At 65.0% G+C, this 25,147-nt stretch carries 22 protein-coding genes; 13 read left to right on the top strand and 9 right to left on the bottom strand.

Going from position 1 to position 25,147, the window contains the following annotated elements:
- Positions 1-2: 2 nt before the first annotated feature.
- From JQ633_RS31880 to JQ633_RS31860, 5 genes are read right to left on the bottom strand one after another with little or no spacing between them, the layout of a single operon-like run.
- The gene (locus tag JQ633_RS31880) at positions 3-875 is read right to left on the bottom strand and encodes a branched-chain amino acid ABC transporter permease (protein ID WP_211989685.1); all 873 of its coding nucleotides are present in this window, start codon (positions 873-875) and stop codon (positions 3-5) included.
- Positions 875-2,806 (bottom strand): AMP-dependent synthetase/ligase, encoded by a 1,932-nt coding sequence (locus tag JQ633_RS31875; RefSeq protein ID WP_211989684.1) that lies wholly within the window; start codon positions 2,804-2,806, stop codon positions 875-877. Before JQ633_RS31875 ends, JQ633_RS31880 begins: the two co-directional genes overlap by 1 nt.
- Positions 2,806-3,600, bottom strand: coding sequence for an ABC transporter ATP-binding protein (locus JQ633_RS31870; protein ID WP_211989682.1), 795 nt, complete (start codon positions 3,598-3,600; stop codon positions 2,806-2,808). The genes JQ633_RS31875 and JQ633_RS31870 overlap by 1 nt, the downstream gene beginning before the upstream one ends.
- Entirely contained in the window at positions 3,597-4,445 is an 849-nt protein-coding gene (locus JQ633_RS31865) for an ABC transporter ATP-binding protein (protein WP_211989680.1), read from the bottom strand. The genes JQ633_RS31870 and JQ633_RS31865 overlap by 4 nt, the downstream gene beginning before the upstream one ends.
- Positions 4,446-4,450: 5 nt before the next feature.
- Entirely contained in the window at positions 4,451-5,761 is a 1,311-nt protein-coding gene (locus tag JQ633_RS31860) for a phytoene desaturase family protein (protein WP_349631642.1), read from the bottom strand.
- A gap of 230 nt (positions 5,762-5,991) precedes the next feature.
- Here JQ633_RS31860 and JQ633_RS31855 point away from each other — a divergent pair, with 230 nt between their 5' ends.
- The 12 genes from JQ633_RS31855 (at position 5,992) to JQ633_RS35550 (ending at position 19,140) form a co-directional block, all read left to right on the top strand.
- Positions 5,992-6,627, top strand: coding sequence for a TetR/AcrR family transcriptional regulator (locus tag JQ633_RS31855; protein ID WP_211989678.1), 636 nt, complete (start codon positions 5,992-5,994; stop codon positions 6,625-6,627).
- Positions 6,628-7,009: 382 nt separating this feature from the next.
- The gene (locus JQ633_RS31850) at positions 7,010-8,095 is read left to right on the top strand and encodes a transporter substrate-binding domain-containing protein (protein WP_249159796.1); all 1,086 of its coding nucleotides are present in this window, start codon (positions 7,010-7,012) and stop codon (positions 8,093-8,095) included.
- The gene (locus tag JQ633_RS31845) at positions 8,092-8,733 is read left to right on the top strand and encodes an ANTAR domain-containing response regulator (protein ID WP_211989674.1); all 642 of its coding nucleotides are present in this window, start codon (positions 8,092-8,094) and stop codon (positions 8,731-8,733) included. Before JQ633_RS31850 ends, JQ633_RS31845 begins: the two co-directional genes overlap by 4 nt.
- 127 nt (positions 8,734-8,860) lie before the next feature.
- The gene (locus JQ633_RS31840) at positions 8,861-10,111 is read left to right on the top strand and encodes a transporter substrate-binding domain-containing protein (RefSeq protein ID WP_211989672.1); all 1,251 of its coding nucleotides are present in this window, start codon (positions 8,861-8,863) and stop codon (positions 10,109-10,111) included.
- 129 nt (positions 10,112-10,240) lie between these two features.
- The gene (urtB, locus tag JQ633_RS31835) at positions 10,241-11,110 is read left to right on the top strand and encodes an urea ABC transporter permease subunit UrtB (protein ID WP_211989670.1); all 870 of its coding nucleotides are present in this window, start codon (positions 10,241-10,243) and stop codon (positions 11,108-11,110) included.
- A 12-nt stretch (positions 11,111-11,122) separates the two neighbouring features.
- The gene (urtC, locus tag JQ633_RS31830) at positions 11,123-12,259 is read left to right on the top strand and encodes an urea ABC transporter permease subunit UrtC (protein WP_211989668.1); all 1,137 of its coding nucleotides are present in this window, start codon (positions 11,123-11,125) and stop codon (positions 12,257-12,259) included.
- Positions 12,256-13,008 (top strand): urea ABC transporter ATP-binding protein UrtD, encoded by a 753-nt coding sequence (gene urtD, locus JQ633_RS31825; protein ID WP_211989664.1) that lies wholly within the window; start codon positions 12,256-12,258, stop codon positions 13,006-13,008. Before urtC ends, urtD begins: the two co-directional genes overlap by 4 nt.
- Positions 13,001-13,693, top strand: a complete 693-nt coding sequence (urtE, locus tag JQ633_RS31820) for an urea ABC transporter ATP-binding subunit UrtE (RefSeq protein ID WP_211989662.1) — start codon at positions 13,001-13,003, stop codon at positions 13,691-13,693. Before urtD ends, urtE begins: the two co-directional genes overlap by 8 nt.
- 37 nt (positions 13,694-13,730) lie before the next feature.
- Entirely contained in the window at positions 13,731-14,768 is a 1,038-nt protein-coding gene (locus JQ633_RS31815; RefSeq protein ID WP_211989660.1) for an aliphatic amidase, read from the top strand.
- A gap of 83 nt (positions 14,769-14,851) precedes the next feature.
- The gene (locus JQ633_RS31810) at positions 14,852-15,871 is read left to right on the top strand and encodes an alpha/beta fold hydrolase (protein WP_211989659.1); all 1,020 of its coding nucleotides are present in this window, start codon (positions 14,852-14,854) and stop codon (positions 15,869-15,871) included.
- 49 nt (positions 15,872-15,920) lie between these two features.
- Entirely contained in the window at positions 15,921-16,733 is an 813-nt protein-coding gene (locus JQ633_RS31805; protein WP_283812842.1) for a CbbQ/NirQ/NorQ/GpvN family protein, read from the top strand.
- A gap of 115 nt (positions 16,734-16,848) precedes the next feature.
- Positions 16,849-19,140, top strand: a complete 2,292-nt coding sequence (locus tag JQ633_RS35550) for a nitric oxide reductase activation protein NorD (RefSeq protein ID WP_211989657.1) — start codon at positions 16,849-16,851, stop codon at positions 19,138-19,140.
- Positions 19,141-19,225: 85 nt separating this feature from the next.
- Here the strand turns inward: JQ633_RS35550 and JQ633_RS31795 are convergent, their stop codons facing one another.
- Both JQ633_RS31795 and JQ633_RS31790 read right to left on the bottom strand, forming a co-directional pair.
- Positions 19,226-20,110, bottom strand: a complete 885-nt coding sequence (locus JQ633_RS31795) for an intradiol ring-cleavage dioxygenase (RefSeq protein ID WP_211989655.1) — start codon at positions 20,108-20,110, stop codon at positions 19,226-19,228.
- Between the two features lie 45 nt (positions 20,111-20,155).
- Positions 20,156-21,235: a maleylacetate reductase gene (locus JQ633_RS31790; RefSeq protein WP_211989654.1), complete on the bottom strand. Its 1,080-nt coding sequence runs from the start codon at positions 21,233-21,235 to the stop codon at positions 20,156-20,158.
- A 197-nt stretch (positions 21,236-21,432) separates the two neighbouring features.
- On the opposite strand from JQ633_RS31790, the gene JQ633_RS31785 reads away from it, so the two are divergent.
- Complete coding sequence (locus JQ633_RS31785) at positions 21,433-22,410, top strand: LysR family transcriptional regulator (protein WP_211989653.1); 978 nt, start codon at positions 21,433-21,435, stop codon at positions 22,408-22,410.
- On the opposite strand, the gene pyk is transcribed toward JQ633_RS31785, so the two are convergent.
- Together pyk and JQ633_RS31775 are read right to left on the bottom strand one after the other, a co-directional pair.
- Positions 22,394-23,809 (bottom strand): pyruvate kinase, encoded by a 1,416-nt coding sequence (gene pyk / locus JQ633_RS31780; protein ID WP_211989652.1) that lies wholly within the window; start codon positions 23,807-23,809, stop codon positions 22,394-22,396. The genes JQ633_RS31785 and pyk overlap by 17 nt on opposite strands.
- Positions 23,810-23,812: 3 nt before the next feature.
- Positions 23,813-25,108 (bottom strand): glycerate kinase type-2 family protein, encoded by a 1,296-nt coding sequence (locus tag JQ633_RS31775; RefSeq protein ID WP_211989651.1) that lies wholly within the window; start codon positions 25,106-25,108, stop codon positions 23,813-23,815.
- Positions 25,109-25,147 lie beyond the last annotated feature (39 nt).

Raw genomic sequence — 25,147 nt, 5'->3', positions numbered from 1 at the left:
CTCTAGACCCTCTCAATGTCGCGTTCGCCGAACAGGCCGAAGGGGCGGATCATCAGCACCACGATGATCATCGCAAAGCCCGCGACCTCCTTCATGCCGGACGAGATGTAGCCGCCGGCAAGATTCTCCGTGAGGCCGATCAGGAGGCCGCCGACGCCGGAGCCGATCACGGCGTCGAGGCCGCCGAGGATCGTGGCCGGGAACGCCTTCAGCCCGAGCTGGAACATGGCCGGCGACAGGTCGTAGGACAGCGCGAAGAACACTCCGCCGATGCCTGCGATCACCGACGAGGCCGCCCAGGCGAGGGCGTGGACTTTTGTGGCGCTGATGCCCATCAGCAGCGCCGTGCGGTCGTCGGCGGCGACGGCGCGCATCGCGACGCCGGTCTTGCTGTAGCGGAAGAACGCCCAGATCGCCGCGAGCAATAGCAACAGCGTCGTGATCACGGCGATCTGCCCGGTGCGGACGCCGATGCCGCCGACCCGGACGATGCCGCGGCCGACGCCGACGTCGAGGCCGTGCGGATAGGCGTCCCAGATGAAATTGATCGAGGAGCGCAGGATCACCGCAAGGCCGATCGTCACCATCACGGTGGCGAAGACCGGTTCGCCGAGCATCGGCCGCATCACGACACGCTCGATCACGAGGCCGAGAACGACGGCCGCGAGGATGGCGGCCAGTGAAACGACGAAGATATTGCCGCTGACCGTCGTGGACACGGTCCATGCGATATAGGCCACGATCATGGTCATCTCGCCCTGGGCGAAATTGACCAGTCCGGTCGACTTGTAGATCACGGCAAAACCCATCGCGATCAGGCCATAGATAGCACCGATCGCGAGCCCGGATATCAGCAGCTGCACGAAATACTGCATCAGGCCTCCGCGGGATAGATGAGGGCGAGCTCGCGCGCGAACTTCTTCTCGATCATGGCGCGCCGGACCTTCTGGGTGGCAGTCAGCTCGCCGTCGTCGTGATCGAGCTCCTTCTCCAGGATCGCAAAGCGCCTGATGTTCTCGACGCGTGCGAAGCGCTTGTTGGTGTCATTGACCACGCGCTCGACCAGCTCATGGACCTCGGCGAGTTGCGACAGCGATTTGTAGTTGGTGTAGGGCAAGGCGCGGTCGCGTGCCCAGCGGCCGACGCTCTCATAGTCGACCTGGACGATCGCGCCGAGATATTTCCTGGCCTCGCCGACCACGATCGCTTCCTTGATGTACTCGGAGTCCTTCAGCGCGTTCTCGATCTCCGACGGCGCGATGTTCTTGCCGCCGGCAGTGATGATGATGGCCTTCTTGCGGTCGACCACCGCGATCTCGCCGTTCTCGAGCACCTCGACGATGTCTCCGGTGCGCAGCCAGCCGTCCGGCTCGATCGATGCAGTGGAGGCTTTCTCGTCGAGGAAGTAGCCCTTGAAGACCCCGGGGTTGCGCAGCAGGATCTCGCCGTCGTTGTCGAGCTTCCACTCGGTCTCCGCCATCGGGACGCCGCAGCCGCCGAGCCGGTGATGACTGCCGGTCTGGACGAAGGCGACGCCGCCGGACTCGGTGAGGCCGTAGCCCTGCGAGACCGGCCGGCCGACGATGTCGAAGAAGCGCAGCGTCTCCGGTGAGATCGACGCGCCGGCGCACAGCCGGTGCCGGCTATAGGCGAAGCCGAGATGACGCTGGATGTTGCGGAACATCAGGAGGTAGAGCGCCGCGTAGGCGAGGCGGTCGGTCCAGCGCGTCGTTCCGTCCTGCCGGCGGTCCGACAGCTTGCGGCCCCAGGCGAGGCAGGCCCGGGTGAAATTCTGCCGCAGCTTGCCGCTTTCGCCGAGCCGGAACAGGAAGCCCTGCTGCAGCTTCTCATAGATGCGCGGCACGCCGACGAAGAAGGTCGGCGCGATCTCGCGGATGTTGATCGCGACCGTGTCGATCGATTCCGCGAAGCTGACGGTGCCGCCGAGCACGAGATGCGTGACCTCGCCGTAGCAGCGCTCGGCGACGTGGCAGAGCGGCAGGTAGCTGACGGCCTCGAACGGCTTGTCGGCGATGCCGACCGTCTCGGCATAGGTGTAGGCTGCGTAGACCAGGTTGCGGTGCGTGAGCATCGCGCCCTTGGGCGGACCCGTGGTGCCCGACGTGTAGACCATGATGCTGACATCGTCGGGCGAGGCCTGCGTGATCAGGCGGTCTAGCGTCGCTTCGGCGTCCGCCACCTCGCGCGCATGCGCGCTGCCGAGTTCGCAGAGCTTCTCGAACGACATCAGGTTCGGCTGCTCGTAGTGCCGCATGCCCTTCATGTCGACGCAGACGATCGCCTCGAGGGCGGGCAGGCCGCCATTGTTGGCCATTGCATCGAGCACCTTGTCGGTCTGCTCCTGGTCGCCGGTGACGACGATTCGGGCGCCGCTGTGCCTGACGATGTATTGCAGCTCGACCCAGGGATTGGTCGGGTAGATGCCGACTGCGACGGCGCCGATCATTTGCGCGCCGAGATCGGCATAGAACCATTCGGGCGTGTTCTCGCCGGCAATGGCGACGCGGTCGCCCGGCTTGATGCCGAGCGCGAGCAGGCCGAGCGCGACGGCGCGCGCCGTCTGGTAGTAGTGGCTCCACGAGTATGGATTCCAGATACCGAAATCCTTCTCGCGCAAGGCGAGCTTGTTGCCATGCATCGCCGCACGGCGGCGCAGCAGCTGCGGGACGGTGATCGCGGCGTCCTTCAGCGCATCTCGCAACGGATCCGCGTCAGCGCGCGTTACCGACGCAGTCTCCGCCTGCGCCGATGGATGGACGGTCCGCAGCGTGTCGAGGGTCGACATCAGGCGCTCATCCCCTCGGCTTGATCGGCCCGCTGACGCCCGAGATAGGCCTCGGCGACCGCAGGACTGGTGCGGATTTCGGCGGGCGTGCCCTCGGCAATCTTGCGGCCGAAGTTCAGGACATGGACGCGATCGGAGATGTCCATCACGATCCGCATCTCGTGCTCGATCATCAGCACGGTGATGCCGAGCTCGTCCCTGATATCGAGCACGAAGCGGGCGATGTCCTCGGTCTCCTCCTGGTTCATGCCGGAGACCATCTCGTCGAGCAGCAGCAGTTTCGGCTCGCAGGCGAGCGCGCGGGCAAGCTCGACGCGCTTTTGCTGGCCGTAGGACAGCGTGCCGACGACGGCGTCGCGGATCTGCTCGATCTCGAGAAATTCGATGATGCGCTCGACATGCCGGCGCGCGGCGATTTCCTCGGTGCGGGTGCGGCCGAAGTGAATGACGGCATCCAGCACGGTCGAGCGCAGATGGGTGTGGCGGCCGGTCAGGATGTTCTCGACCACCGTGCCGTGCTTGAACAGCGCCAGGTTCTGGAAGGTGCGGCCGATGCCGATGGCCGCGAAACGCCACGGCGAGACGGTGCCGAGGTCGATCCCATCGAAACTGATGCGTCCGCTGCTCGGACGCAGCACGCCCGAGATCATGTTGAACAGGGTGGTCTTGCCGGCGCCGTTCGGGCCGATCACGCTGCAGATCTCGCCGGCGGCCACGGTCAGGCTGACGTCGGCAACCGCCTGCAGGCCACCAAACCGTTTGCTCAGATTGTCGACGGTGAGCAAGGCGGTCATGACAGCCACCGCTTGCGCCGCTTGTAGTGCTTGACCTCGCGCAGGCTTTTGCGGCCGGTGGCGGAGATGCCGAGATAGAATTCCTGGACGTCCTCGTTGGCGGTGAGCTTGCCGGCCGTGCCGTCGAGCACGACGCGGCCGGTTTCGAGAATGTAGCCATAATCGGCGATATCGAGCGCGCGCTGCGCGTTCTGCTCGACCAGCAGCACGGTCATCTTCATTTCGTCGCGGAGACGAAGGATGACCTCGTAGATGCGGTCGATGATCAGCGGCGCGAGCCCGAGCGAGGGTTCGTCCAGCGCAAGCAGCACCGGATCGGTCATCAACGCGCGGCCGATCGCGAGCATCTGCTGCTCGCCGCCGGACATGTAGCCGGCAATCTGGTCGCGGCGCTCGAACAGGCGTGGGAACAGCGCGAAGACCTTGTCGCGGCGCTCGCGCGCCTCTGCCGCCGTCCTGGTGTAGCCGCCCATCTGCAGGTTTTCGTCGATGGTCAGGGCCGGGAAGACGCGGCGGCCTTCCGGCACCTGCACGAGGCCGCGCCGCACCAGCACGTCGGGCGGCAGATGGTGGACGTCCTCGTTCTGGAAACGGATCGCGCCGCTCTCGATCTCGCCTTCTTCGGTATAGAGGATGCCGGACATCGCTTTCAGAAGGGTCGACTTGCCGGCACCGTTGGAGCCGAGCAGGGCGACGATGCCGCCTTCGGGCACCGCGATCGAGACGTCGCGGATGGCTTCGATTGCATTGTCATAGACGATGCGGACGTTGCGGAATTCGAGCAAGGGAGCGTGACCCGGCGTCGCCGCGGCATCCGCTGTGTTCTCGCGGTCTGCGGTCAGCATCGCGCTCACACCCTGCCGGCTTGCTGGCGCGGGCGTGCCGCCAGAATTGCGTCGGTGACGAGCTTCGCGGTTTCGGCGCAGGCTTGCGTGCCGCCATTGCCGTATTGCTTCACGGCGTCGCCGACGCACCACAATCCCTCGACCCCGGTCTCCCGCGGCAGATCGTAGCCGGCGCAGCTACGCTGGGCCGGCCAGTCGTCGCGCATCACGCGGGTCGAAAGGATCCTCGCCTGGTCGAAATTGGCGAACTGCTCGCGCAAATCGGCGAGCGCCAGCGCGACCTCCGCATCCGAATCGAAATCGCCGAGCGCGGGCACCGGCACGGCGTAGGCGACATAGAGATGCCAGCCGGGAGGGGCGAGCTCGGGACAGGTCGCCGTCAGGTTGGCCATGTTGCACAGCCGCCGCGTCTTGCCGAACGTGACGATGCCGGGATGGCTGATCAGCGGCTCGCGGCTCGCGATATTGATGACGATGTTGGCTGCGGGGCGCAGCGTGTGCCTGACCTTTTCGACATAGTCGGCCGGGAACGCAGCTTCTCCGCCGAGAGCAACGGTGGCCTTTGGCCCGGCATTGCTGATGACGAGATTGGTGTCGATACGGATCTCCTCGCCGCCGCGTCGCACCGTGACGCCCTGGACGCGGCCATCGGCAATGTGGATCTGCGTCGCCGGCGTGCCGAGCCAGATCTCGCCGTTGCGCTGGACGGCGGTCCCCAGCGCATTCCATACGCCGATCGTGCCCTGCGGGCAGAAGCCGAAGCGCTTGAAGGCGCCCTTGCTGGTGAAGTAGGTCAGGAACGCGCGCGCCGGCAGCTCGGCGGCGTTGCAGGCGAAGATCGCGGCGCAAAGATTGCGGAACAGGGCGTGGACCGTCGCGTTGCTGGTGTAGCCCTTGAGCCAGTCCTCGGTGGACTGCCGGCCATCCGGCAGATTGCCGGAGCGCGCGTCGGCGAATTTCTCCAGGATGCGGGAGGCCTGCTTGGTCAGTTGACCGAGAAGCAGCGACCAGCCGCCGCGGCCGACGTCGACCAGCTTGCCGTCGATCAGGAATGAGCTCGCCGGCTCCGGCGCGCGGATGTCGAGCGGCACGCCGACCGTATGAAATGTCTCCTCGAAGACGCCGCCGAATTCGATTGCGATGGCGCCGATATTCACGGTGAAGCCATCGATCTGTTCGCTCGAGGCGCGGCCGCCGAGCCGGTCCTTGTCATCCACCACGAGCGTGTGCAGCCCGCCATGGGCAAGCCGCGCCGCCGCGCACAGCCCGCCTGCGCCGGCCCCGATGACGACAGCATCAACCCGTTGATCAGCCACCAGAAACCCTCCCATGAGCCGCCGGTTGATCCGGTCCGTTGTTGCGTTCTCGTGGATCATGATATTATAATCCGACTGTCCGTTCAAATTATTTTTGAGGATCGGACCGGCCGATGTCGCACCACCGGACGCACAGGCGGCTTCGGCATGCGCGCTTCGGCGCTGACGCTGGTATAGAGAATTCCTGCGACGCGGCGGATTCGACGGCCGCCGGGAATGAGAGACGTTGGATGGCGCGGACGCGTTCAGAGAACTACGACGACATTCAGCAGGGCATCCTGCGCGCCGCCTGCGACCTGTTTGCCGGGCAGGGATATATGCGGGCCTCGATCGGTGAACTCGCCGACGCCTGCAAGCTGTCGCGCGGCGCGCTCTATCATTACTTCGATTCCAAGGAAGCCATCCTGTTTGCGATCCTCGATGCCCATGTGCGGCGGATGATCGCCGACGTGGAGGCCGCGATCGCCGGAAAACCGGCGATGCTGGATCAATTCCGCGGCGCGATCCGCGCCATCGTCGAGCTCAACGCCCGCTCGCCGCAGGAGCAGCGCCTGATCCTCAACGATCTGTCCTTCCTCGGCGAGGCCGATCAACAAACCATCAAGTCGCTCGAGCGTCAGATCGTCGAGATCATCTCCGATCTCCTGGTGCGGCTGGACGCGCAGGGCAAGATCGTCAAGCGGACCAAGAAGGTCTACACGATGATGCTGTTCGGCATCCTGAACTTCAGCCACACCTGGTACGATCCGAAGGGTGGCATCGGGCCGGGCGACTTCGCGGACATGATCGTCGATCAATTCCTGTACGGGCTGATTGCGCCGGGCCCCGCGAAGGAGCATGCGGGCGCGCAGCGCCAGCGGGCATGACCTGACGCTGCTCACGCTGTTCACGCGGCGGGCCGGATGTGCCGTCTCAATCGTTATCCCGGTTACCAGCGGGTATGCACCCCGGCACGCGAAATGATCGGCTCGTCTACCGGAGATAGATGGCGCGCTGTGCATTGCGACATTGATTGCGGCCAGCCGACATTTCGTTTGCCTCTGTTTTCGCCACCAACGCACATTGTTCGGTCCTTGTCTGGCGGCGGACGGCATGCAATTGTCCCCGCCCGGCAATCCTGTCGAGAGCAACAAGAACAATAATCACTCTCGTCCCTCCTGCGCTGTTGAGGGCTTGATCATGTCGAACCTTACGCAAACGACGTCCGCGCCATGGCGGATCGGAGTGCTGTTCTCGCGGACAGGCTTCATGTCGGTCATCGAGGAAACCCAGTTTCAGGGAACACAGCTCGCGATCGAGGAGGTCAACGACGCCGGTGGGGTCTGCGGCCGCGAGCTGGTTCCGGTCGCCTATGACCCGGGTTCGGATTCATCGGCTTACGGGCATTACGCCAAGCGATTGATGATCGAGGATCAGGTCAACACCATCTTCGGCTGCTACACCTCGTCGAGCCGCAAGGCGGTGCTGCCGGTCGTCGAACGGCTGAACGGACTGCTCTGGTATCCGACGCTGTACGAGGGCTTCGAGGCCTCGCCGAACGTCATCTACACCGGCGCATCGCCGAACCAGAACAGCCTCGCGCTGTGCCGCTATCTGATGGATACGTTCGGGAAGCGGTTCTACTTCGTCGGCTCGGATTACATCTATCCGCGCGAGTCGAACCGCGTGATGCGGGAGTTGCTCAAGGCCAATGGCGGCTCGGTGGTCGGCGAACGGTACGTCAATGTCTATGCGCGCTGGCAGGATTTCCTGCCGATCATCCAGGACATCAAGCGGGTCAGGCCCGACGTGATCTTCTCCACCGTCGTCGGAGAGGGGACCGTCTTCCTCTATCAGGCCTATGCCAATGTCGGGCTCGATCCGAAGCAGACGCCGATCGCGAGCCTGACGACGACGGAAGCCGAAATCGCAGCGATGGGCTTCGACGTCGGCGAAGGGCACATCACCGCGGCGTCCTATTTCCAGGGCATCGAGGGCACCGCCAACCAGGCCTTCGTGCAGCGCTTCAAGAAGCGGTTCGGCGCGGACGCCTCGACCAACATGTGCGCCGAGGCGTCGTACTTCCAGCTGCGTCTGTTCGCCAAGGCGCTCGAGCAGGTCAACACGCTCGATACCGAGGTGTTGCGCTCGATGGTGTTCGGCTCGAGCTTCGAGGCACCGCAGGGCGCCGTCACCGTCAATCCGATGTCGGGCCATACCGACTTGTGGACCCGCATCGGGCGTGCCAACAATCATGGACAGTTCGATGTCGTGCGCCAGTCGAAGGAGGCGGTGCACGCTGATCCGTTCCTGATCGGGTATGGCCGCGCAACGCAAACGGGAAGCGTCCAATGAACGAGATGTCGCGTAAGGCGTCCGCGAGCCGGGAGATGGGCGGACGAAAGACCATGGTGCAGGAGCTCGCCGATCTCTCCGCTGTGGTGGTCGCGCCGGTCGACGATCAGATCGGCATGCTGCTGCGCGAGCTGCAGCGCTTCAGGATGCGCGTCCGCCAGGTGTGGCCGATGCCGGAGAGCGTGCCGGCCGATGCCGATGTGGTGTACTGCGAATACTCTCCCGATCTGGCGCGGCGCCTGCCGTGGATTCCGGGCGATGCGCGCTCGGCGCTGGTCGTGATCCTGCCGGCGACGGAAGCCATTCATGCCGACGCGCTGTGTCATGCGACGCCGAACGCGATCCTGCCGCGGCCGTTCACCCAGAACGCAGTGCTGTCGAGCCTCGTGCTGGCGCGCAGCCAGTACGGCTATGAGCGCCGGTTGCGCAGCAAGATCGAGAAGCTCGACGACAACCTGCGCTCGATGCGCACGGTGGAACGCGCCAAGGCGATCCTGATGGCGACGCGGCAGATGCCGGAAACCGAAGCCTATGGCTTCATCCGGCGCCAGGCGATGGATCGTCGCGTGTCGGCGAGCGCCGTCGCTGCAGCGATTGTTGACTCGTTCGAACTGCTTGGCTACGATCATCAACAGTAAGCCCCAATAGCGGGGCCGGCGGCGACAGCGCCGCCTTCGACACAACCGGCAACAAAGCCCTCCCAATGCTCGCGTCAGCGCGCATCGGGAGGGCTTTTTGTTTTTTCAGTCCTGAAGGGAGCGAGGGATGAGCATTTCGAGGCGGAGGTTACTGCGAAATACTGCGGCATTCGGCGCGCTGGCCGGCGCCGGTTTCCCGCACATCTGGATCAAGAACGCCGATCTTGCCCACGCCGCCGGCGGCGAGATCAAGGTCGGCGTGCTGTTCTCGCTGACGGGAACGACGGCGATCATCGAGGAATCCCTCAACAAGGCGACGCTGCTGGCGATCGAGGAGATCAACGCGGCTGGCGGCATCAAGGGCAGCAAGATCGTGCCCGTCGTGGAGGACCCCGCGTCAGATCCTGCCACTTTCTCCGAGAAAGCACGCAAGCTTGTCGTCGGCGACAAATGCGTCAGCGTGTTTGGTTCCTACACGTCGGCGAGCCGCAAGGCGGTGCTGCCGGTGTTCGAGCGGCAGAACAATCTCTATTGGTATCCGACGCTCTACGAAGGCCGCGAGTGTTCGAAGAACGTGATCTATACCGGCGCGGTGCCGAACCAGCAGCAGGACGAGTTCGTGCCGTGGCTGATCAAGAAATTCGGCAAGAAGTTCTACCTGATCGGCTCGAACTACATCTATCCGAAGGAAGAAAATAACTACTGCAAGAAGCTGCTGGAGAAATACGGCGGTGAGGTCGTCGCGGAGGAATACGTGCCGCTCGGCCATTCCGAATTCTCGTCCGTCATCAACAAGATCCGCTCGACCCAGCCGAACGTGATCTTCTCCACCGTGGTCGGCGATTCCGTGGTCGCGCTGCATCGCCAGTACCGCGCCGCCGGTCTCGATCCCGAGAAGATGCCGATGGCGAGCCTGACCACCTCGGAGAACGAGGTCGCGGCGATGGGCGGCGAGGCGGCCGCTGGCCACTTCACCTCGGCGCCGTACTTCATGGTGCATAAATCGCCGGAGAACCAGAAGTTCGTCGAGGCCTACAAGAAGCGCTGGGGCGCCGACAAGGTCACGCACTTCGTGTCGGAGGCCTGCTACTTCCAGGCCTATCTGTTCAAGCAGGCGGTCGAGAAGCTTGCGACCAGCGACCTGACGCCGCCGAACATTCGCGACGCGGTGAAGGGACAGGAGACCATCGCGCCGCAAGGCAAGGTCCGGCTCGAGCCGGAGAATCTCCACACCTGGCTGTGGCCGAAGATCGCCCAGGCGAAATCGAACGGCCAGTTCGAGATCCTCGTCGAGGCCAAGGAGTGGCTGAAGCCGGTGCCGTACGCGGCCTATCCCGGGCAGTCCTGCACCGAGAAGGGCCTGGTCGAGAAGAGCTGACGGCAGGTCGATCAAGGCCGTCGGCGCGCGGCGCCGGCGGCCGGCATCTGGCGACACTGACTGACTCGCTCCTTGCTGATCTGCAAGGAGCGGGCACGGCGAGACTTACCCTGAAGGACGGACTCTGGCGTGGACCAATTCATCGAACAGATCATCACAGGCCTCAGCATCGGATCGATCCTGCTGCTGGTGGCGCTGGGACTCTCGATCATCTACGGCTCGATGGGCATCATCAATCTCGCCCACGGCGAGTTCGTGATGCTCGGCGCCTATGCGGCCTGGGTGTTTCACAGCTATCTCGGGCTCGGCCTGCTGGCGAGCCTGGTGCCGATCTTCCTCGTGGTTGCGGCGTTCGGTTGGGTGATCGAGCGCTACGTGCTCAGCCTGCTCAACAACCGGCCGCTCGATACGATCCTCGCGACCTGGGGCGTCGGCATCATGCTGCAGCAGGCGGTGCGGTTGATGGTCGGCAGCGAGCTGCGCTACGTGCAACTGCCGCCGGCGCTGTCCGGCAGCATGGACGTGTTCGGCCTGTCGGTGTCGTCGTATCGCGTGTTCCTGTTCGTCGTGTCGCTGGCGCTGTTCGCGGCGACCTGGCTGCTGATGAACCGCACCACGGTCGGCATGAAGCTGCGCGCCATCATCCAGGATCGCTCGGTCGCGGCCTCGTTCGGCGTCAACGCCAAGCGGGTCTATGCGCTGACGTTTGCCTACGGTGCAGGGCTCGCGGGACTTGCCGGTGCGCTGGTCTCGCCGCTGAAGAGCGTGTCGCCCGACATGGGCACCGGCTACGTGGTCGATGCCTTCATGGTCGTCGTGCTCGGCGGCGTCCAGAGCCTCGCCGGCACGGTGGCGAGCGCCTTCATCCTCGGCGAACTCTCCGGCGGCATCGCCTTCCTGCAAAACGACACGGTGGCCAAGGCCCTGGTGCTGCTCGCCATCGTCGTCCTCATCCGCTTCCGCCCCGAAGGGCTGTTCACCGCACGCGTGCGGGCCTGAGATCGCTTGTCCATGTCATCGAACGTCTCCACCTCGAACGGATTGCAGCGCCTGACGGCGCAGCTGGCACCGCTGCTGATCGTCTGCGCCGTCGTGTTCGCGCTGCCGGTGCTGCTCAACAACGACTTCCTGCTCAACAAGGTCGCGCGCTATCTGGTGCTCGGCATCCTCACCATCTCGCTCGGCCTGTCCTGGGGCTTTGGCGGCATCCTCAACCTCGGCCAGGCCATGAGCTTCGGGCTCGGCTCCTACGCGATGGCGATGGCGCTGAAGCTCAAGACCATCCCCGTGCATACCGGAGCGAGCGGCCTGCCGGACTTCATGGTGTGGAACAACGTCCAGCAGTTGCCCTGGTTCTGGGTGCCGTTCCGCTCGCTGCCCTTCGCGATTGCCGCGGGCATGATCGTGCCGGCGCTGGTCGCGGCGGCGCTGGGCTGGTTCATGTTCCGCGGCCGCGTCACCGGCGTCTATGTCTCGATCATCACGCTCGCCACCATGGTGGTGATCAATCTCGTGATCATCGATCAGCAGAGCTATACCGGCGGCTTCAACGGCATCACCGATCTTGCCCAGCTCGAGATCTTCGGTGTCGCCTTCGATGCCTATGGCCGCGCCACCTATTACCTCGTCGCCGGATGCGTCCTGCTCAGCCTGCTGGTCGCCTTTGCCTTCACCCGGTCGCGCGCCGGCCTGATCGTGCAGGCGATCCGCGATCACGAGAGCCGGGTGCGCTATTTCGGCTACGACGTCGCGCTGTACCAGATCTTCGTATTCGCGCTGTCGGCGGCGATCGCCGGGCTCGCCGGCATGCTCTACACGGTGGTGATGGAGTTTGCCTCGCCGACCTTCCTCGGCGTGCAGCTGTCGCTGTCTGTCGTGGTGTGGTGCGCGGTCGGCGGCCGGCAGAGCCTGGTCGGTGCGTTCCTCGGCGCCGTGCTGGTCGCGGGCATGCAGGGCGCCCTGTCGGAGTCCGCAGCGTTCCTCGAAACCTGGACGCTGGTGATGGGTGCGCTGTTCGTGCTCGTCGTGCTGTTCCTGCCGAAGGGACTGGCCGGACTTGCCCAGGTGATCTGGCGCTGGATCGTACAGCGCCGACACGCCTCCGGGAGCGTTGCGCAGGGCGTCGGCCAGACGGAGGGCAGCACATGACCGCCCATCTCGACCTCCACGACGTCTCCGTCAGCTTCAACGGCTTCAAGGCGATCAACGGCCTCAACATGAGCGTCGGCAAGGGTGAGCTGCGTTGCCTGATCGGGCCGAACGGCGCCGGCAAGACCACGGCGCTCGATATCATCTGCGGCAAGGTCAAGCCGAGCGGCGGCACCGTGACCTTTGCCGGCACCGCGCTGCAGGACCTCGAGGAATACGAGATCGCGCGCGCCGGCGTCGGCCGCAAGTTCCAGGTGCCGAGCGTGTTCCGCGAGCTTGCGGTCAGCGAAAATCTCGAAGTGGCGCGGGCACGTCGTACCAGCGTGATCGGCAATCTGCGCTGGGACATCAGGAACGCCGGACGAGAGCATGTCGAGCGGCTCGCCGAACTGGTCGGGCTCACCGAGCAGCTCGACCGGCCGGCTGCCTATCTCTCGCACGGCCAGACCCAGTGGCTCGAGATCGGCATGCTGGTCGCACAGGATGCCGAGCTGATCCTGATGGATGAGCCCACCGCCGGCATGACGGCGCAGGAGACCCGCAAGACCGCCGAACTGTTCGCCCGGCTGAAGGGCAAGCACACGCTGATCGTCGTCGAGCACGACATGGGCTTCGTGAAGGCGATCGGCGACGTGATTTCCGTGATGCATATGGGCCAGATGCTCGCCGAAGGCACTGCGGCCGAAGTAGAGGCGCATCCCGAAGTGCGCCGCGCCTATCTCGGATCGGGAGGCATCAGCCATGCTTGAGCTCTCCGACATCGACGCCTTCTACGGCAACAGCCGCGCCCTGCAGGGCATCAACCTGATGGTCGGCAGCGGCGAATTCATCTCCGTGCTCGGCCGCAACGGCGTCGGCAAGACGACGCTGATGCGTAGCATCCTCGGCCTGATGGACCGCGTTACCGGACGGCTGTCGCTGGACGGCACCGACATTTCGGCACTGCGCACCCACCAGCGCGCGAAGGCCGGCATCGCCTACGTGCCGCAAGGACGCGGCATTCTGCCGCGCTTCACGGTGCGCGAGAACCTGACGCTCGGAACTTTCGCCGCACGCTCGGCGAACGGCATTGAGGACTGGGTGCTCGAGCTGTTTCCGGTGCTCAAGGAATTCCTCAACCGCTACGGCGGCAATCTCTCCGGCGGCCAGCAGCAGCAGCTTGCGATCGCGCGGGCGCTGCTGGCGCAGCCCAAGGTCATCCTGCTGGACGAGCCGACCGAGGGCATTCAGCCGAATATCGTCGAGCAGATCGAGAACGTGATCGTGAAGCTCAACCGCGAGCACAAGATCACCGTCGTGCTCGTCGAGCAGAATGTCGCCTTTGCCCGCCGCGCGTCGCACCGCTTCGCGCTGCTGGAAAAGGGGCGCGTCGTCGCCAAGGGCGCGATCGGCGAGCTCACCGACGATCTCATCCAGCTGCACATGGCGGTGTAGCCGGCACTATCGTTCACTTGAAAGGGAGTCGAGACACATGTTGCATGGAGACATATCGAGCAGCAAGGACACGGTCGGCGTTGCCGTGGTCAACTACAAGATGCCGCGCCTGCACACCAAGGCCGAGGTGCTGGATAACGCGCGCAACATCGCCAAGATGGTCGAGGGCATGAAGCTCGGCCTGCCGGGCATGGACCTCGTGATCTTCCCGGAATATTCGACCCACGGCATCATGTACGACTCCAAGGAGATGTACGAGACGGCGTCGTCGGTGCCGGGCGAGGAGACCCGGATCTTCGCCGATGCCTGCCGCAAGGCGAAGGTCTGGGGCGTGTTTTCGCTGACCGGCGAGCGTCACGAGGAGCACCCCAACAAGGCGCCCTACAACACGCTGATCCTGATGAACGACAAGGGCGAGATCGTGCAGAAGTATCGCAAGATCATGCCCTGGGTGCCGATCGAGGGCTGGTATCCCGGCGATTGCACCTACGTCTCGGACGGGCCGAAGGGGCTGAAGATCAGCCTGATCATCTGCGACGACGGCAACTATCCGGAGATCTGGCGGGACTGCGCGATGCGCGGCGCCGAGCTGATCATCCGCTGCCAAGGCTATATGTACCCGGCCAAGGAGCAGCAGATCCAGATCTCGAAGTCGATGGCCTGGGCCAACAATTGCTATGTGGCGGTGGCCAACGCCTCCGGCTTCGACGGCGTCTACTCATATTTCGGCCATTCGGCGCTGATCGGCTTCGACGGCCGGACGCTCGGCGAGTGCGGCACTGAGGAGAACGGAATCCAGTATGCCCAGATGTCGGTGTCGCTGATCCGCGATGCGCGCCGCAACATGCAGTCGCAGAACCATCTCTTCAAGCTGATGCATCGCGGCTATACCGGCCTGATCAACTCCGGCGACGGAGACCGCGGCCATGCCGTGTGCCCGTATACGTTCTACAAGAACTGGATCACCGATCCCGAAGGTACGCGGGAAATGGTGGAAGCCATGACCCGACCGACGGTCGGCACTGATGAATGTCCGATCGAGGGCATTCCGAACCAGAAGGTCGCGCATCGCTGAGGCATGCGTTGCGAACTGCGCCGGCGCGGTGTTCGCGCCGGCGCTCTTTGATCGATGGAATAAGAAATGGGAAGGGCGCGGCGATGAGCGTCGACTATCAGATCCATGACCTCGGCAATTTGACGCTGCAACGCGGCGCGACGCTTCGCGACTGCAAGCTCGCTTACAAGACCTTCGGGCAGCTCAATGCCGCCAAGGACAATGTGATTGTCTATCCGACCTGGTATTCCGGCCAGCATTACGACAATGAATGGCTGATCGGCGCGGGGATGGCGCTGGATCCGGCGAAATACTTCGTCATCATTCCCAACATGCTCGGCAACGGCCTGTCGTCGTCGCCAAGCAATACGCCGGAGCCGTATAACGGGCCGCGCTTCCCGCAGGTGACGGCTTACGACAATGTCCGGGCCCAGCACCGGCTGGTGACCGAGAAATTCGGCATCAAGCACATCCGCATGGTGGTCGGATGGTCGATGGGTGCGCTGCAGACCTTCCATTGGGGCGCGCTCTATCCTGACATGATGGACCTGCTGGCGCCGTTCTGCGGCTCGGCGAAATGCTCGCGCCACAACTTCGTGTTCCTCGAGGGCGTCAAGGCCGCGCTCACCGCGGATGCCGCCTGGAAGGAGGGCTGGTACACCGAGAAGCCGGCGCGCGGCCTGCGCGCCGCGGCGCGCGTCTATGCCGGCTGGGGTTTCTCGCAAGCCTTCTACCGCGAGCAGCTCGACATCAAGACGCTGGGCTATTCCTCGCTGGAGGATTTTCTGGTGGCGTTCTGGGAGGGCTTCTTCCTGCCGAAGGACCCCAACAATCTGCTCGCCATGCTGTGGACCTGGCAGAACGGCGACATCAGCGACAACGAGATCTACAAGCGCGATTTCAAGGCCGCGCTCGGCGCCATCAAGGCGAAGACCTATGTGATGCCCGGGCAGACCGATCTTTACTTCCCGCCGGAGGATAGCGAGTTCGAAGTCGCCAACATGCCGAACGCCAAGTTCGTGCCGGTGCCGTCGATCTGGGGACATTTCGCGGGCGGTCCCGGGACCAATCCGGTCGACGTTTCCTTCATCGATGCCAAGCTGAAGGAGCTGCTCGCGTCGTGACGGTGGACGATTGCGAACGGCCGGCTGCGCGATCATGGGAGGCGTGAGCTTGTCCAACCCCGGACTGCTGCTCGATCAGTACCGCATCCGCGACGAGCCGTACTACCGGCCGCTCAGGGACGAGGTCGAGCTGTTCAGCGCGGCCTATGCGAGCCGCATGCCTGTGATGCTGAAAGGGCCCACCGGCTGCGGCAAGACTAGGTTCATCGAATACATGGCCTGGCGGCTCGGCCGTCCATTGATCACGGTCGCCTGCCACGAGGACATGACGGCGGCGGACCTGGTGGGGCGCTGGCTGCTCGATGCCCAAGGCACCGTGTGGAGCGACGGGCCGTTGACGACAGCCGTGCGGCTCGGTGCGATCTGCTATCTCGACGAGATCGTCGAGGCGCGGCAGGACACCACGGTGGTGATCCATCCGCTGACCGACGACCGCCGTGTCCTGCCGCTGGAAAAGCGCGGCGAATTGATCCACGCCCATTCCGACTTCCAGCTCGTGATCTCTTACAACCCCGGCTATCAGAGCGCGATCAAGGACCTCAAGGAATCCACCAAGCAGCGCTTCGCCGCGCTCGATTTCGGTTACCCCGAGCACGCGGTCGAGATCGAGGTGGTCTCGCGCGAAGCCGGTATCGCACCCGAGATCGCCGACCTTCTGGTGAAGATCGCCGCGCACAGCCGCAATCTGAAGGGCCAGGGCCTGGACGAGGGCGCATCGACCCGGATGCTGGTCAATGCCGGCCGGATGATCGGATACGGCATCAGCCTCGACAAGGCGTGCGAGACCACGATCGTCGTTCCCTTGACCGATGATGCGGACACCAGGAACACGTTGCGCGACGTGATCTCGGCCTGTGCGTAAGCATGATCCGGAAAAGTGTGAAGCGGTTTTCCGAAGAGATCATGCTCAAACAGAGAGCCAAAGCGCGATGACGATACAACCCGATCTCATCGTGCTTTAGGACGGAAGCGGGCAGGTGGCGATCGCGCAAATCAGTTCCCTCGAAAACGTCCGATCCGGCCGCAGGCTGGCCGCGCTGCTGCGCGGCCATGACGATGTCGGCTCGGCGGTGCAGGCGACACGGGCGACGCTGGAACGGCGCCCCGAGCTGGTCGGCCGTCTCGTGATCTGGGATGTCGCGGTACGCGACCTGTTCGAGGCCAATCTCGGCGAGGCCGTGGTTCTGAACTTTCTGCGATTGTCGGAGCACTGGCCGGCGCAGCATTCCGTCCACGATCTGCTCGCCATCGGGCGCGCCGTAGCCGACATCGGCCGCGGTGCCGGAAGCCGCGTCGCCCATGCAACGCTGACCGAATTGTCAAAGGTGCTGCCTCGGCTCGCCGGGGCAGGTGAGGTGACGACGGTCCTCGCCGCGCTTTGCCAGCTGGCAGATGCCGGACCGGAATCCGTGGGTCTTGCGGTTAGTCGGCTGGAGCAGTTGCTGGGCCACGCGGGCGCCGAGGGTTTTTCCGCCTGGGTGTCGGCCGGCTTGCGTGCGAGCGGCGGTCGCGCGGCGCGGCGGCGGGCGTATTTCGGGCTCGAGGACGCTCTCTCGGCGCGCGTGCTGGCGCTGGGCCGAACCGGCGATGATTTTGCGCGGCTGGAGAAACGCCTTGCCGCGACCATGGTCGCGCTGTGGAACAGGAAGCCGCGCTTCCGCAAGCTGGCGATTCCGCCGACGCCGGTACCGCGACGGACCTCGCTGGCGGCAGGTTTAGTCGGACTGCCGGAGACTTTTGCCGGCTTCGAGGGCGAGCGTGCGGAGTCGATCTATCTCGCAGCCGTTGCTCATGCCGGCGCGCATCTCGTTCATTCCACCGTGCGCTTCCCCGTCGGCCGGTTGAAGGCGCTGCAGATCGCGCTGGTGTCGCTGATCGAGGATGCCAGGGTCGAGACATTGGCGCTGCGCGAGATGCCGGGATTACGGCGGCTCTGGCTGCCATTCCACACGGCTGCACCGTCCGGCCAGGCGACCGCCGCGGGACTGATGACGCGGCTGGCGCGGGCGCTGATCGATCCCGACTATCAGGATCCGGATGCGTGGGTAGCCAAGGGGCGGGCGCTGTTCGCCGCCGCCTCCGATCGCTGGGTCGATCCGGCGATCAGCCGCGAGATCGGCGGGCTGCTCGGCAACGATATCGGACAGATGCGGCTGCAGTTCAACGCCAAGAGCTATGTCGTCGAGCCCTCGTATCGCGACGACAATCTTGCGCTTTGGGATTTCGGCGACCAGCCGGATGCTCCGTCCGAGACGATCGATCTTGCCGTCGATTCCGTTCGGATCGAGCGGCGGGAGGATGCGAACGGCCATTCCACCGACGATACGGCGAAGCCCGATGAAACACTGCGCGCACGCGCCAGCGCGGTGGCGCTGCCGGACGGGCTTCCGGTCGCAACCTATCCCGAATGGGACTATGCCGCGGGCATCGAGCGGATGGACTGGACGACCGTGCTTGAAGCGGATGCCGCGCCGTCGGGAAGAGCACTTGACCTGCCGACCGACGGTGATGCGATGCGCAGGATTACGCGATTGACGCGCGATGCCTCGATCGGTCGGCGGCTCCGTCACAAGGCGCAGCGCGAGGGCGATGCGCTCGACATCGATGCTACTATCGCCCACATGATCGCGCGGCGCGCCGGGCAGGCCGGCGAGCCCCGGGTCTACCAGCGTGACGCACCCGGGCCGCGCGACCTCGCCATCCTGCTGCTGCTGGACCTGTCGCAGTCGACCGCCGATCGCGATCGTGCCGGCCGCACCGTGCTCGATGTCGAGCGCAAGGCGGCCGCGATCATGGCGGCGGCGGTCGAGACGGCCAATGACGCGATCGCGGTGCACGGCTTCAATTCGGACGGCCGGGAACGCGTGCGTTACTTGCGCATCAAGGGCTTTGACGAGCCGATGGATGCAGTGGTGCGCGCGCGCTTTGCCGGCATCAGCAGCAGCCATTCGACGCGGCTCGGCACCGCGCTGCGCCACGCCGGCAGCTACCTCGGCGAGCGCCGCGCATTCAGGAAGGTGCTACTGGTTCTTTCCGACGGGGAGCCATCTGATATTGACGCGCCGGACCCGCAATATCTCACCGAGGACGCGCGCCGCGCGGTCCAGCAACTGCGCCGGCGCGGCATCGACATCTTCGCGTTCGGCATCGGCAGCGGACGCTTCGCCCGGCTCGACCGCATCTTCGGTGAGCGCCGCGCATTTCGCGTACCGCGGATCGAGGTGCTGCCGCAGCGGGTAATGCAGCTCTACACGGAACTGAAGAAATAGCTGGGTGCAGTGTTGTCAGGCGTGCTTGCAGATCGGACTGCGCGACGGGCGACAGCTCGCCGATCAGTGCAATCGCCACTCCTGCCTATGCGGCCATGCCACGACGCGCGTCATGCTTGAGCCCGAAATCATAGTGCAGATAGAAATAAGGCTGTTCCGCCGTCCGGCCGTCGGGCGCGCGGCCTGGTGAACGTTGCAGAAATTCGCGGATAAGGCTGTCCTTGACGCCGAACACCACATCGGAATCGAGGTACTTGTCGCCGGCGACGAACACATGCGTCACGAGTTGCTCGAACCCCGGCGCGGAAATCATGAAATGCACATGCGCGGGACGCCACGGATGCCGGCCCTGTGCCTCCAGCATGTCGCCGACCGGACCGTCATGCGGGATCGGATAGGCCGCAGGCTTGATCGACCAGAAATGAAAGCGGCCATCGGCATCGGCATGAAACCGCGCCCGCATCGAAAGATCGCCGATCTTGTCGAGCTGCTGCACGTCGTAATAGCCGTCCTCGTCGGAGTGCCAGACGTCGATCACCGCACCGGCAAGAGGCCGGCCGTCGTCAGCGGAGACTGATCCGGTCACGAGCAGCGGATCGCCTTTCATGCCGCCGGAGATGTCGTCGCCGACTTGCTTCTCGGGCGCTGCCTGCACGAAGAACGGGCCGAGCACGGTGGTCTCCGTGGCGCCTTCCGGAACCGGATGATTGATCGCGTCGACCAGCATCGAGACGCCAAGCGTATCCGAGAGCAGGATGAATTCCTGGCGCTTGTCATCGCACATCTGGCCGGTGCGGGTCAGGAAATCGATGCCGTATTCCCATTCCTTCTGGGTCGGACGCACTTCGCGCACGAAGGCGTGGAGATGGCGAACCAGCGCCTCGCTGATCTCCCTGACCCGCGGATCGCCGGCGCCGCCGACCCGCGCAAGCACCGCATCGGTGATCGTGTGTTCGTTGAAGTTGCGCATGGGATCTCCACACAGGGGCAGGCGGAATACGGGGATGTCTGTGGTTCAGGCGGCAGTCTTGGTCACCACCGGCGGCTCGCCGGACCAGGCGCGCGCGATCAGGTCGCGGATGGCGCTGCGCTCGAGCGGGCGCGGATTCCAGTAGGCGTTGGTCACCGCGAGGTCGGCTGCCTTTTCGATGCCGTCGGCCGGCATGCCGATGTCGCGAAGCGCCAATTTTGCATTGAGCCTCCGCGCCAGATCGTAGAGCCCGCCGGCCGCGTCGGTGGCGCCGATTGCGCGCGAAATCCGCGCCATCGCATCCGGCACCTCGGCTGCGTTGTAGGCGAGCGCATGCGGCAGGACGATGGTGTGGGTCTCGGCGTGCGGCAGGTCGAATGTGCCGCCGAGCGTATGGCAGAGCTTGTGATGCAGGGCCATGCCGACGGTGCCGAGGCACACGCCGCAGAGCCAGGCGCCATAGAGCGCCTGGCTGCGGGCGCCGCGATCGTCCGGCTTGTCCACGATCGCGGGCAGGGCATGGGCGAGGGCGCGGATGGCTTCTTCCGCCATCAGCGAGATCACCGGGTTGCGCTCCCGCGCATACAGCGCCTCCACCGCATGCGCGATCGCATTGATGCCGGAGGTCACCGTCAAGGCGACCGGCAGCGACAGCGTGAGGTCGACGTCGTAGATCACGGTTTCCGGCAGCACCGCATCGTCGCGCACCGTGGTCTTCAGCCCGTCCCTGGTCTCGCCGAGGATCGGCGTCATCTCGGACCCCGCATAAGTGGTGGGGATGCAGAGCTGGTTGACACCGGTGCGCAAGGCGAGCGCCTTGCCCAGTCCGGTCGTCGAACCGCCGCCGAGCGCGACCACGCAATCGGCGCCGCATGCCTTCATCGCCGCGAGCGCACGATCGGTCACCTCGACCGGCGTATGCATGGTGGCGCCAGGGAAGATGCCGGCGTAGAGCGGTCCGAGATCGGCGCCGAGTCTGGCACCTTCCGCTTCCTGCTGCGGCGTGGTCAGCACCAGTGCACGCGTTCCGCCGAGACGCTCGATCTCGGATCTGGCCGCGCCGAGCGTGCCGCTGCCGAACACGACGCGGCAAGGCAGGTTTTCGAAGGTGAATGGTCCGATCATGCGCCGGCCTGTGTGAAGAGATAAACGGCTTGGAAGCGGGCCGATCCGCAGATCGCCCGGCTCCTCATGCAGCCTGACCGGCCCCGACATTATTCATTCGGATTTCCGCGCCGCGGCCGATTTTTTGCGCATTTTGCCTTGCGATCAGCGGAAATAAAGGCCAGAAATTGGAAGTCTCTTTTCCACCTAGCGAAAAAATGGACCGCCTTCTGCAACTCGAAGTCTTCGCCAGGACGGCCGAACTCGGCAGCCTGTCCAAGGCTGCCGACAGCCTGCGCATGTCGAACGCGGCGGCGAGCAGGCATCTCAGCGCGCTCGAGGAACGGCTCGCGGTCCGGCTCATCGAGCGCAACACGCGGCGGCTATGGCTGACTGAAGCGGGGCAGGAATTGTTGCAGCGCTGCGGCACCATCCTGAGTGAACTCGCGGAAGCCGAGGACGCCGTGTCGGACCGCGCGTTGTCGCCCAAGGGCACGCTCCGCGTCACGAGCTCGCTGTCCTTTGCGATGATCTATCTGGCGCCGATGCTGCCGTCGTTCCGCGCACTTTATCCAAAGCTGAACGTCCAGATCATCACTTCCAACCGCTACCCTGATTTCATCGAGGCCGGTATCGATGTCGCCATCCGCACCCGCGAGCACGAGCCGGATTCCAACATCGTCGTCCGCCGCATCGGCCAGATGCGGCGCGTGCTGGCTGCGGCCCCCGCCTATCTCGCAAAGCAGGGGCAGCCCGAGCATCCGGCCGATCTCGCCCGCCACGACATGCTGATCTACAACCTCGCCAACGATCCGTATTCGCTACGCCTCACGAAGGGCAGCGCAATCCAGACCGTCCGCATCGCACCGGCGCTCGACAGCAATGACGGTCAGGTGATCCGCGGCGCGGCGCTCGCCGGTCTCGGCATCCTGATCCAGCCGCTCTACATCGTGCAGGGCGACATTCTGGCCGGACACCTCGTGCCGGTCCTGATGGATTGGGAGCTGCCCTTGCTGACGATGAACGTCGCCTACCAGAACCGCGTCAGGCTGCCGGCCAAGATCCGGGTGTTCTCCGACTTCCTCGTCGACCACATCCGCGCGCATTCGCATGCGGGGATCTGGATCGACGCAACGAAGCAGTCGACGCACACTGCTTCCACGAAATTAAGCCGTTCCGTCAGGGCAGCGAAATGACGCGCAGATTGTTGGTCGTTCCCGCCTGCGCGAAGGGAATGCCGGCGACGACGACCAGGAGATCGCGGCTCGCTGCGAACTGCTCCGCAAGCGCGAACGAGGTCGCGCGCTCGACCATCTCCTCATAGCTCAGCACATCCTCGGAGAGCACGCTGTGCGCGCCCCAGAGCAGGCACAGGCGGCGGGACACTTCACGGCTCGGCGTGATCGCGAGGATCGGCAGGCTCGGCCGCTTGCGCGCCACGCGTGCCGCTGTGGTCCCGCTCGACGTATAGGCCACGATCGCTGCGGCGTGGATCACGGAGGCGAGGTCGGCCGCCGCGGTGGCGACGGCATGCGGGGCTGTCTGCTCTTCGCCGGGCTGGGTTGCCTCGACGATCGAACGATACATCTTGTGCTGCTCGGTGCTGCGGATGATGCGGTCCATCATCTCGACCGCCTCGCACGGATAGCGGCCCGTCGCCGATTCCGCCGACAACATCACCGCATCGGCGCCGTCATAGATAGCCGTCGCGACGTCGGAGACCTCGGCGCGGGTCGGTGTCGGCGCGGCGACCATGGAATCCAGCATCTGCGTCGCGACGATCACCGGCTTCACGGCGAGGCGGCACGCCCGCACCAGCTCCTTTTGACGGCCCGGCACGTCCTCGTGAGGAATCTCGACGCCGAGATCGCCGCGCGCCACCATGATGGCGTCGCAGAGCTGAATGATATCGTCGATCCGCTCCAGCGCTGCGGGCTTCTCGATCTTCGCCATCACGCCGGCGCGGTCGCCGATCAGGCTGCGCGCCTCGATGATATCCGACGGCTTCTGGACGAAAGACAGCGCGACCCAGTCCACGCCGAGCTTCAGACCGAAGTCGAGATCCTCGCGGTCCTTCGCGGTGAGCGGCGAAAGATCAAGCACCGTTCCCGGCAGATTGACGCCCTTGTGGTTCGAGATGGTGCCGCCGACCATCACCTTGGCCTCGATGAAATCGTCACCGAGCGAGGAGACGCGGACGCGGACCCTGCCGTCGTCGATCAAGAGATCGTGTCCCGGCGCAACGGCCGCAAAGATCTCCCGGTGCGGCAGCGGAATTGCCGAACGGTCGCCTTCCGACCCTGACAGCACGAACCGGATGGTCTCGCCGGCCTGCACGACGATCTTTCCATCGCGCAGATTGCCGACGCGAATCTTCGGACCCTGCAGATCCATCAGGATGCCGATCGGCCGGTCGACCTCCTGTTCCAGCTTGCGGATCGCCGCGTGAACCCTGGCGTGATCGCTCTGCGTTCCGTGACTGAAGTTCAGGCGGAAGGTGTCGACACCTGCCAGCAGCAGCGCCTTCAGCATTTCGGGCGAATTGCTGGCGGGGCCGACGGTTGCAACGATCTTGGCCCGTCGATGACGATGCATGGGTTACCTCACTCTTGGCGCGCTACCTGCGATCAGCACGGCACGAATATCATTGACATTCGTCAGCGTCGGCCCGGTGCGCACGAGATCTCCAAGATAATCGAAAAATGTGTAGCTATCATGGGCGGCCAGGAATGCGCGCGGGTCGAGACCCCTCGCGGCGGCACGGCGCAGCGTATCCGGACCAATCAAAGCACCAGCGGCATCTTCCGTTCCATCGATACCGTCGCTGTCCCCGGCGATCGCCCAGATATCGGGCGTGCCGGACAGGGCGACGGCAAGCCCCAGCAGGAACTCGGTATTCCGGCCGCCGCGGCCCGCCGGCCCTCGGCCGATCGTGACCGTCGTCTCGCCGCCGGACAGCAGAACGGCCGGGGCGGGGCCGGGCTGCGCCCGCGTCGCGACCGATCGGGCGATGCCGGCCATCACGGTTCCAAGCTCTCGTGATTCGCCTTCGATCGCATCGCCAAGGATGATCGGCGTCAGGCCTTCCTCCCGTGCGATGCGGGCGGCCGCGTCAAGCGCGAGAAACGGCGCGGCAATGATGCGAACGTCTGCGTCGATCTCGCCAGGTTTCGGCGTCTCGTCGGCCTGCGCAAGCACGCGCCGCGCCGTTTCCGGCAGGTCGATCGCAAACCGGCGGACGATCTCCTGCGCCTCGGCTCTCGTGCTGCCGTCGGGAAGCGTGGGCCCCGAGGCAATGGCCGCGGGATCGTCGCCGGGAATGTCCGATATCACCAGCGTCGTGACACGGGCCGGACGGGCCGCGAGCGCCAGCCGTCCGCCCTTGATCGCGGACAGATGCTTGCGGACGACGTTCATCTCGGCAATCGTCGCGCCGCTCGCCAGCAGGGCGCGATTGACCATCTGCTTGTCGGCGAGCGTCATCGGCGGTGCCGGGAGCGTCATCAGCGCCGAGCCGCCGCCGGACATCAGCGCGATCACGAGATCATCGGCCGACAGCCCGTGAACGGCACGCAACATGCGAAGCGCTGCGGCCTCGCTCGATTCGTCCGGTACGGGGTGAGACGCCTCCAGCACCTCGATGCGGCCCGCCGGGACGGCGTGTCCATGGCGCGTCACGACGACACCCGAAAGGTCGACGTCAGGCCACGCCGCGTCGAGGCCGGCCGCCATCGCCGCCGAGGCCTTGCCCGCGCCGATGACGACGCATCTGCCCTTTGGCTTCGCCGGCAGGGCGCCTGCGATCGTAAGCCTCGGATCGGCGCTGGCGATTGCGGCGTCGAAGATTCTGCGAAGGGCAGTCCGGGCGCGCTGGTCGGTCCATTCCGCGTTCAATTGCTCGACCCCGGACAGCTCATTGGCGCATTCCTGCCA

The sequence above is a fragment of the Bradyrhizobium tropiciagri genome, from assembly GCF_018130505.1.
In the GTDB taxonomy this organism is placed as follows: domain Bacteria; phylum Pseudomonadota; class Alphaproteobacteria; order Rhizobiales; family Xanthobacteraceae; genus Bradyrhizobium; species Bradyrhizobium tropiciagri_B.
The sequence above is the reverse complement of the archived record's forward strand: the minus strand, read 5'-3'. Positions and strand labels throughout refer to the sequence as shown.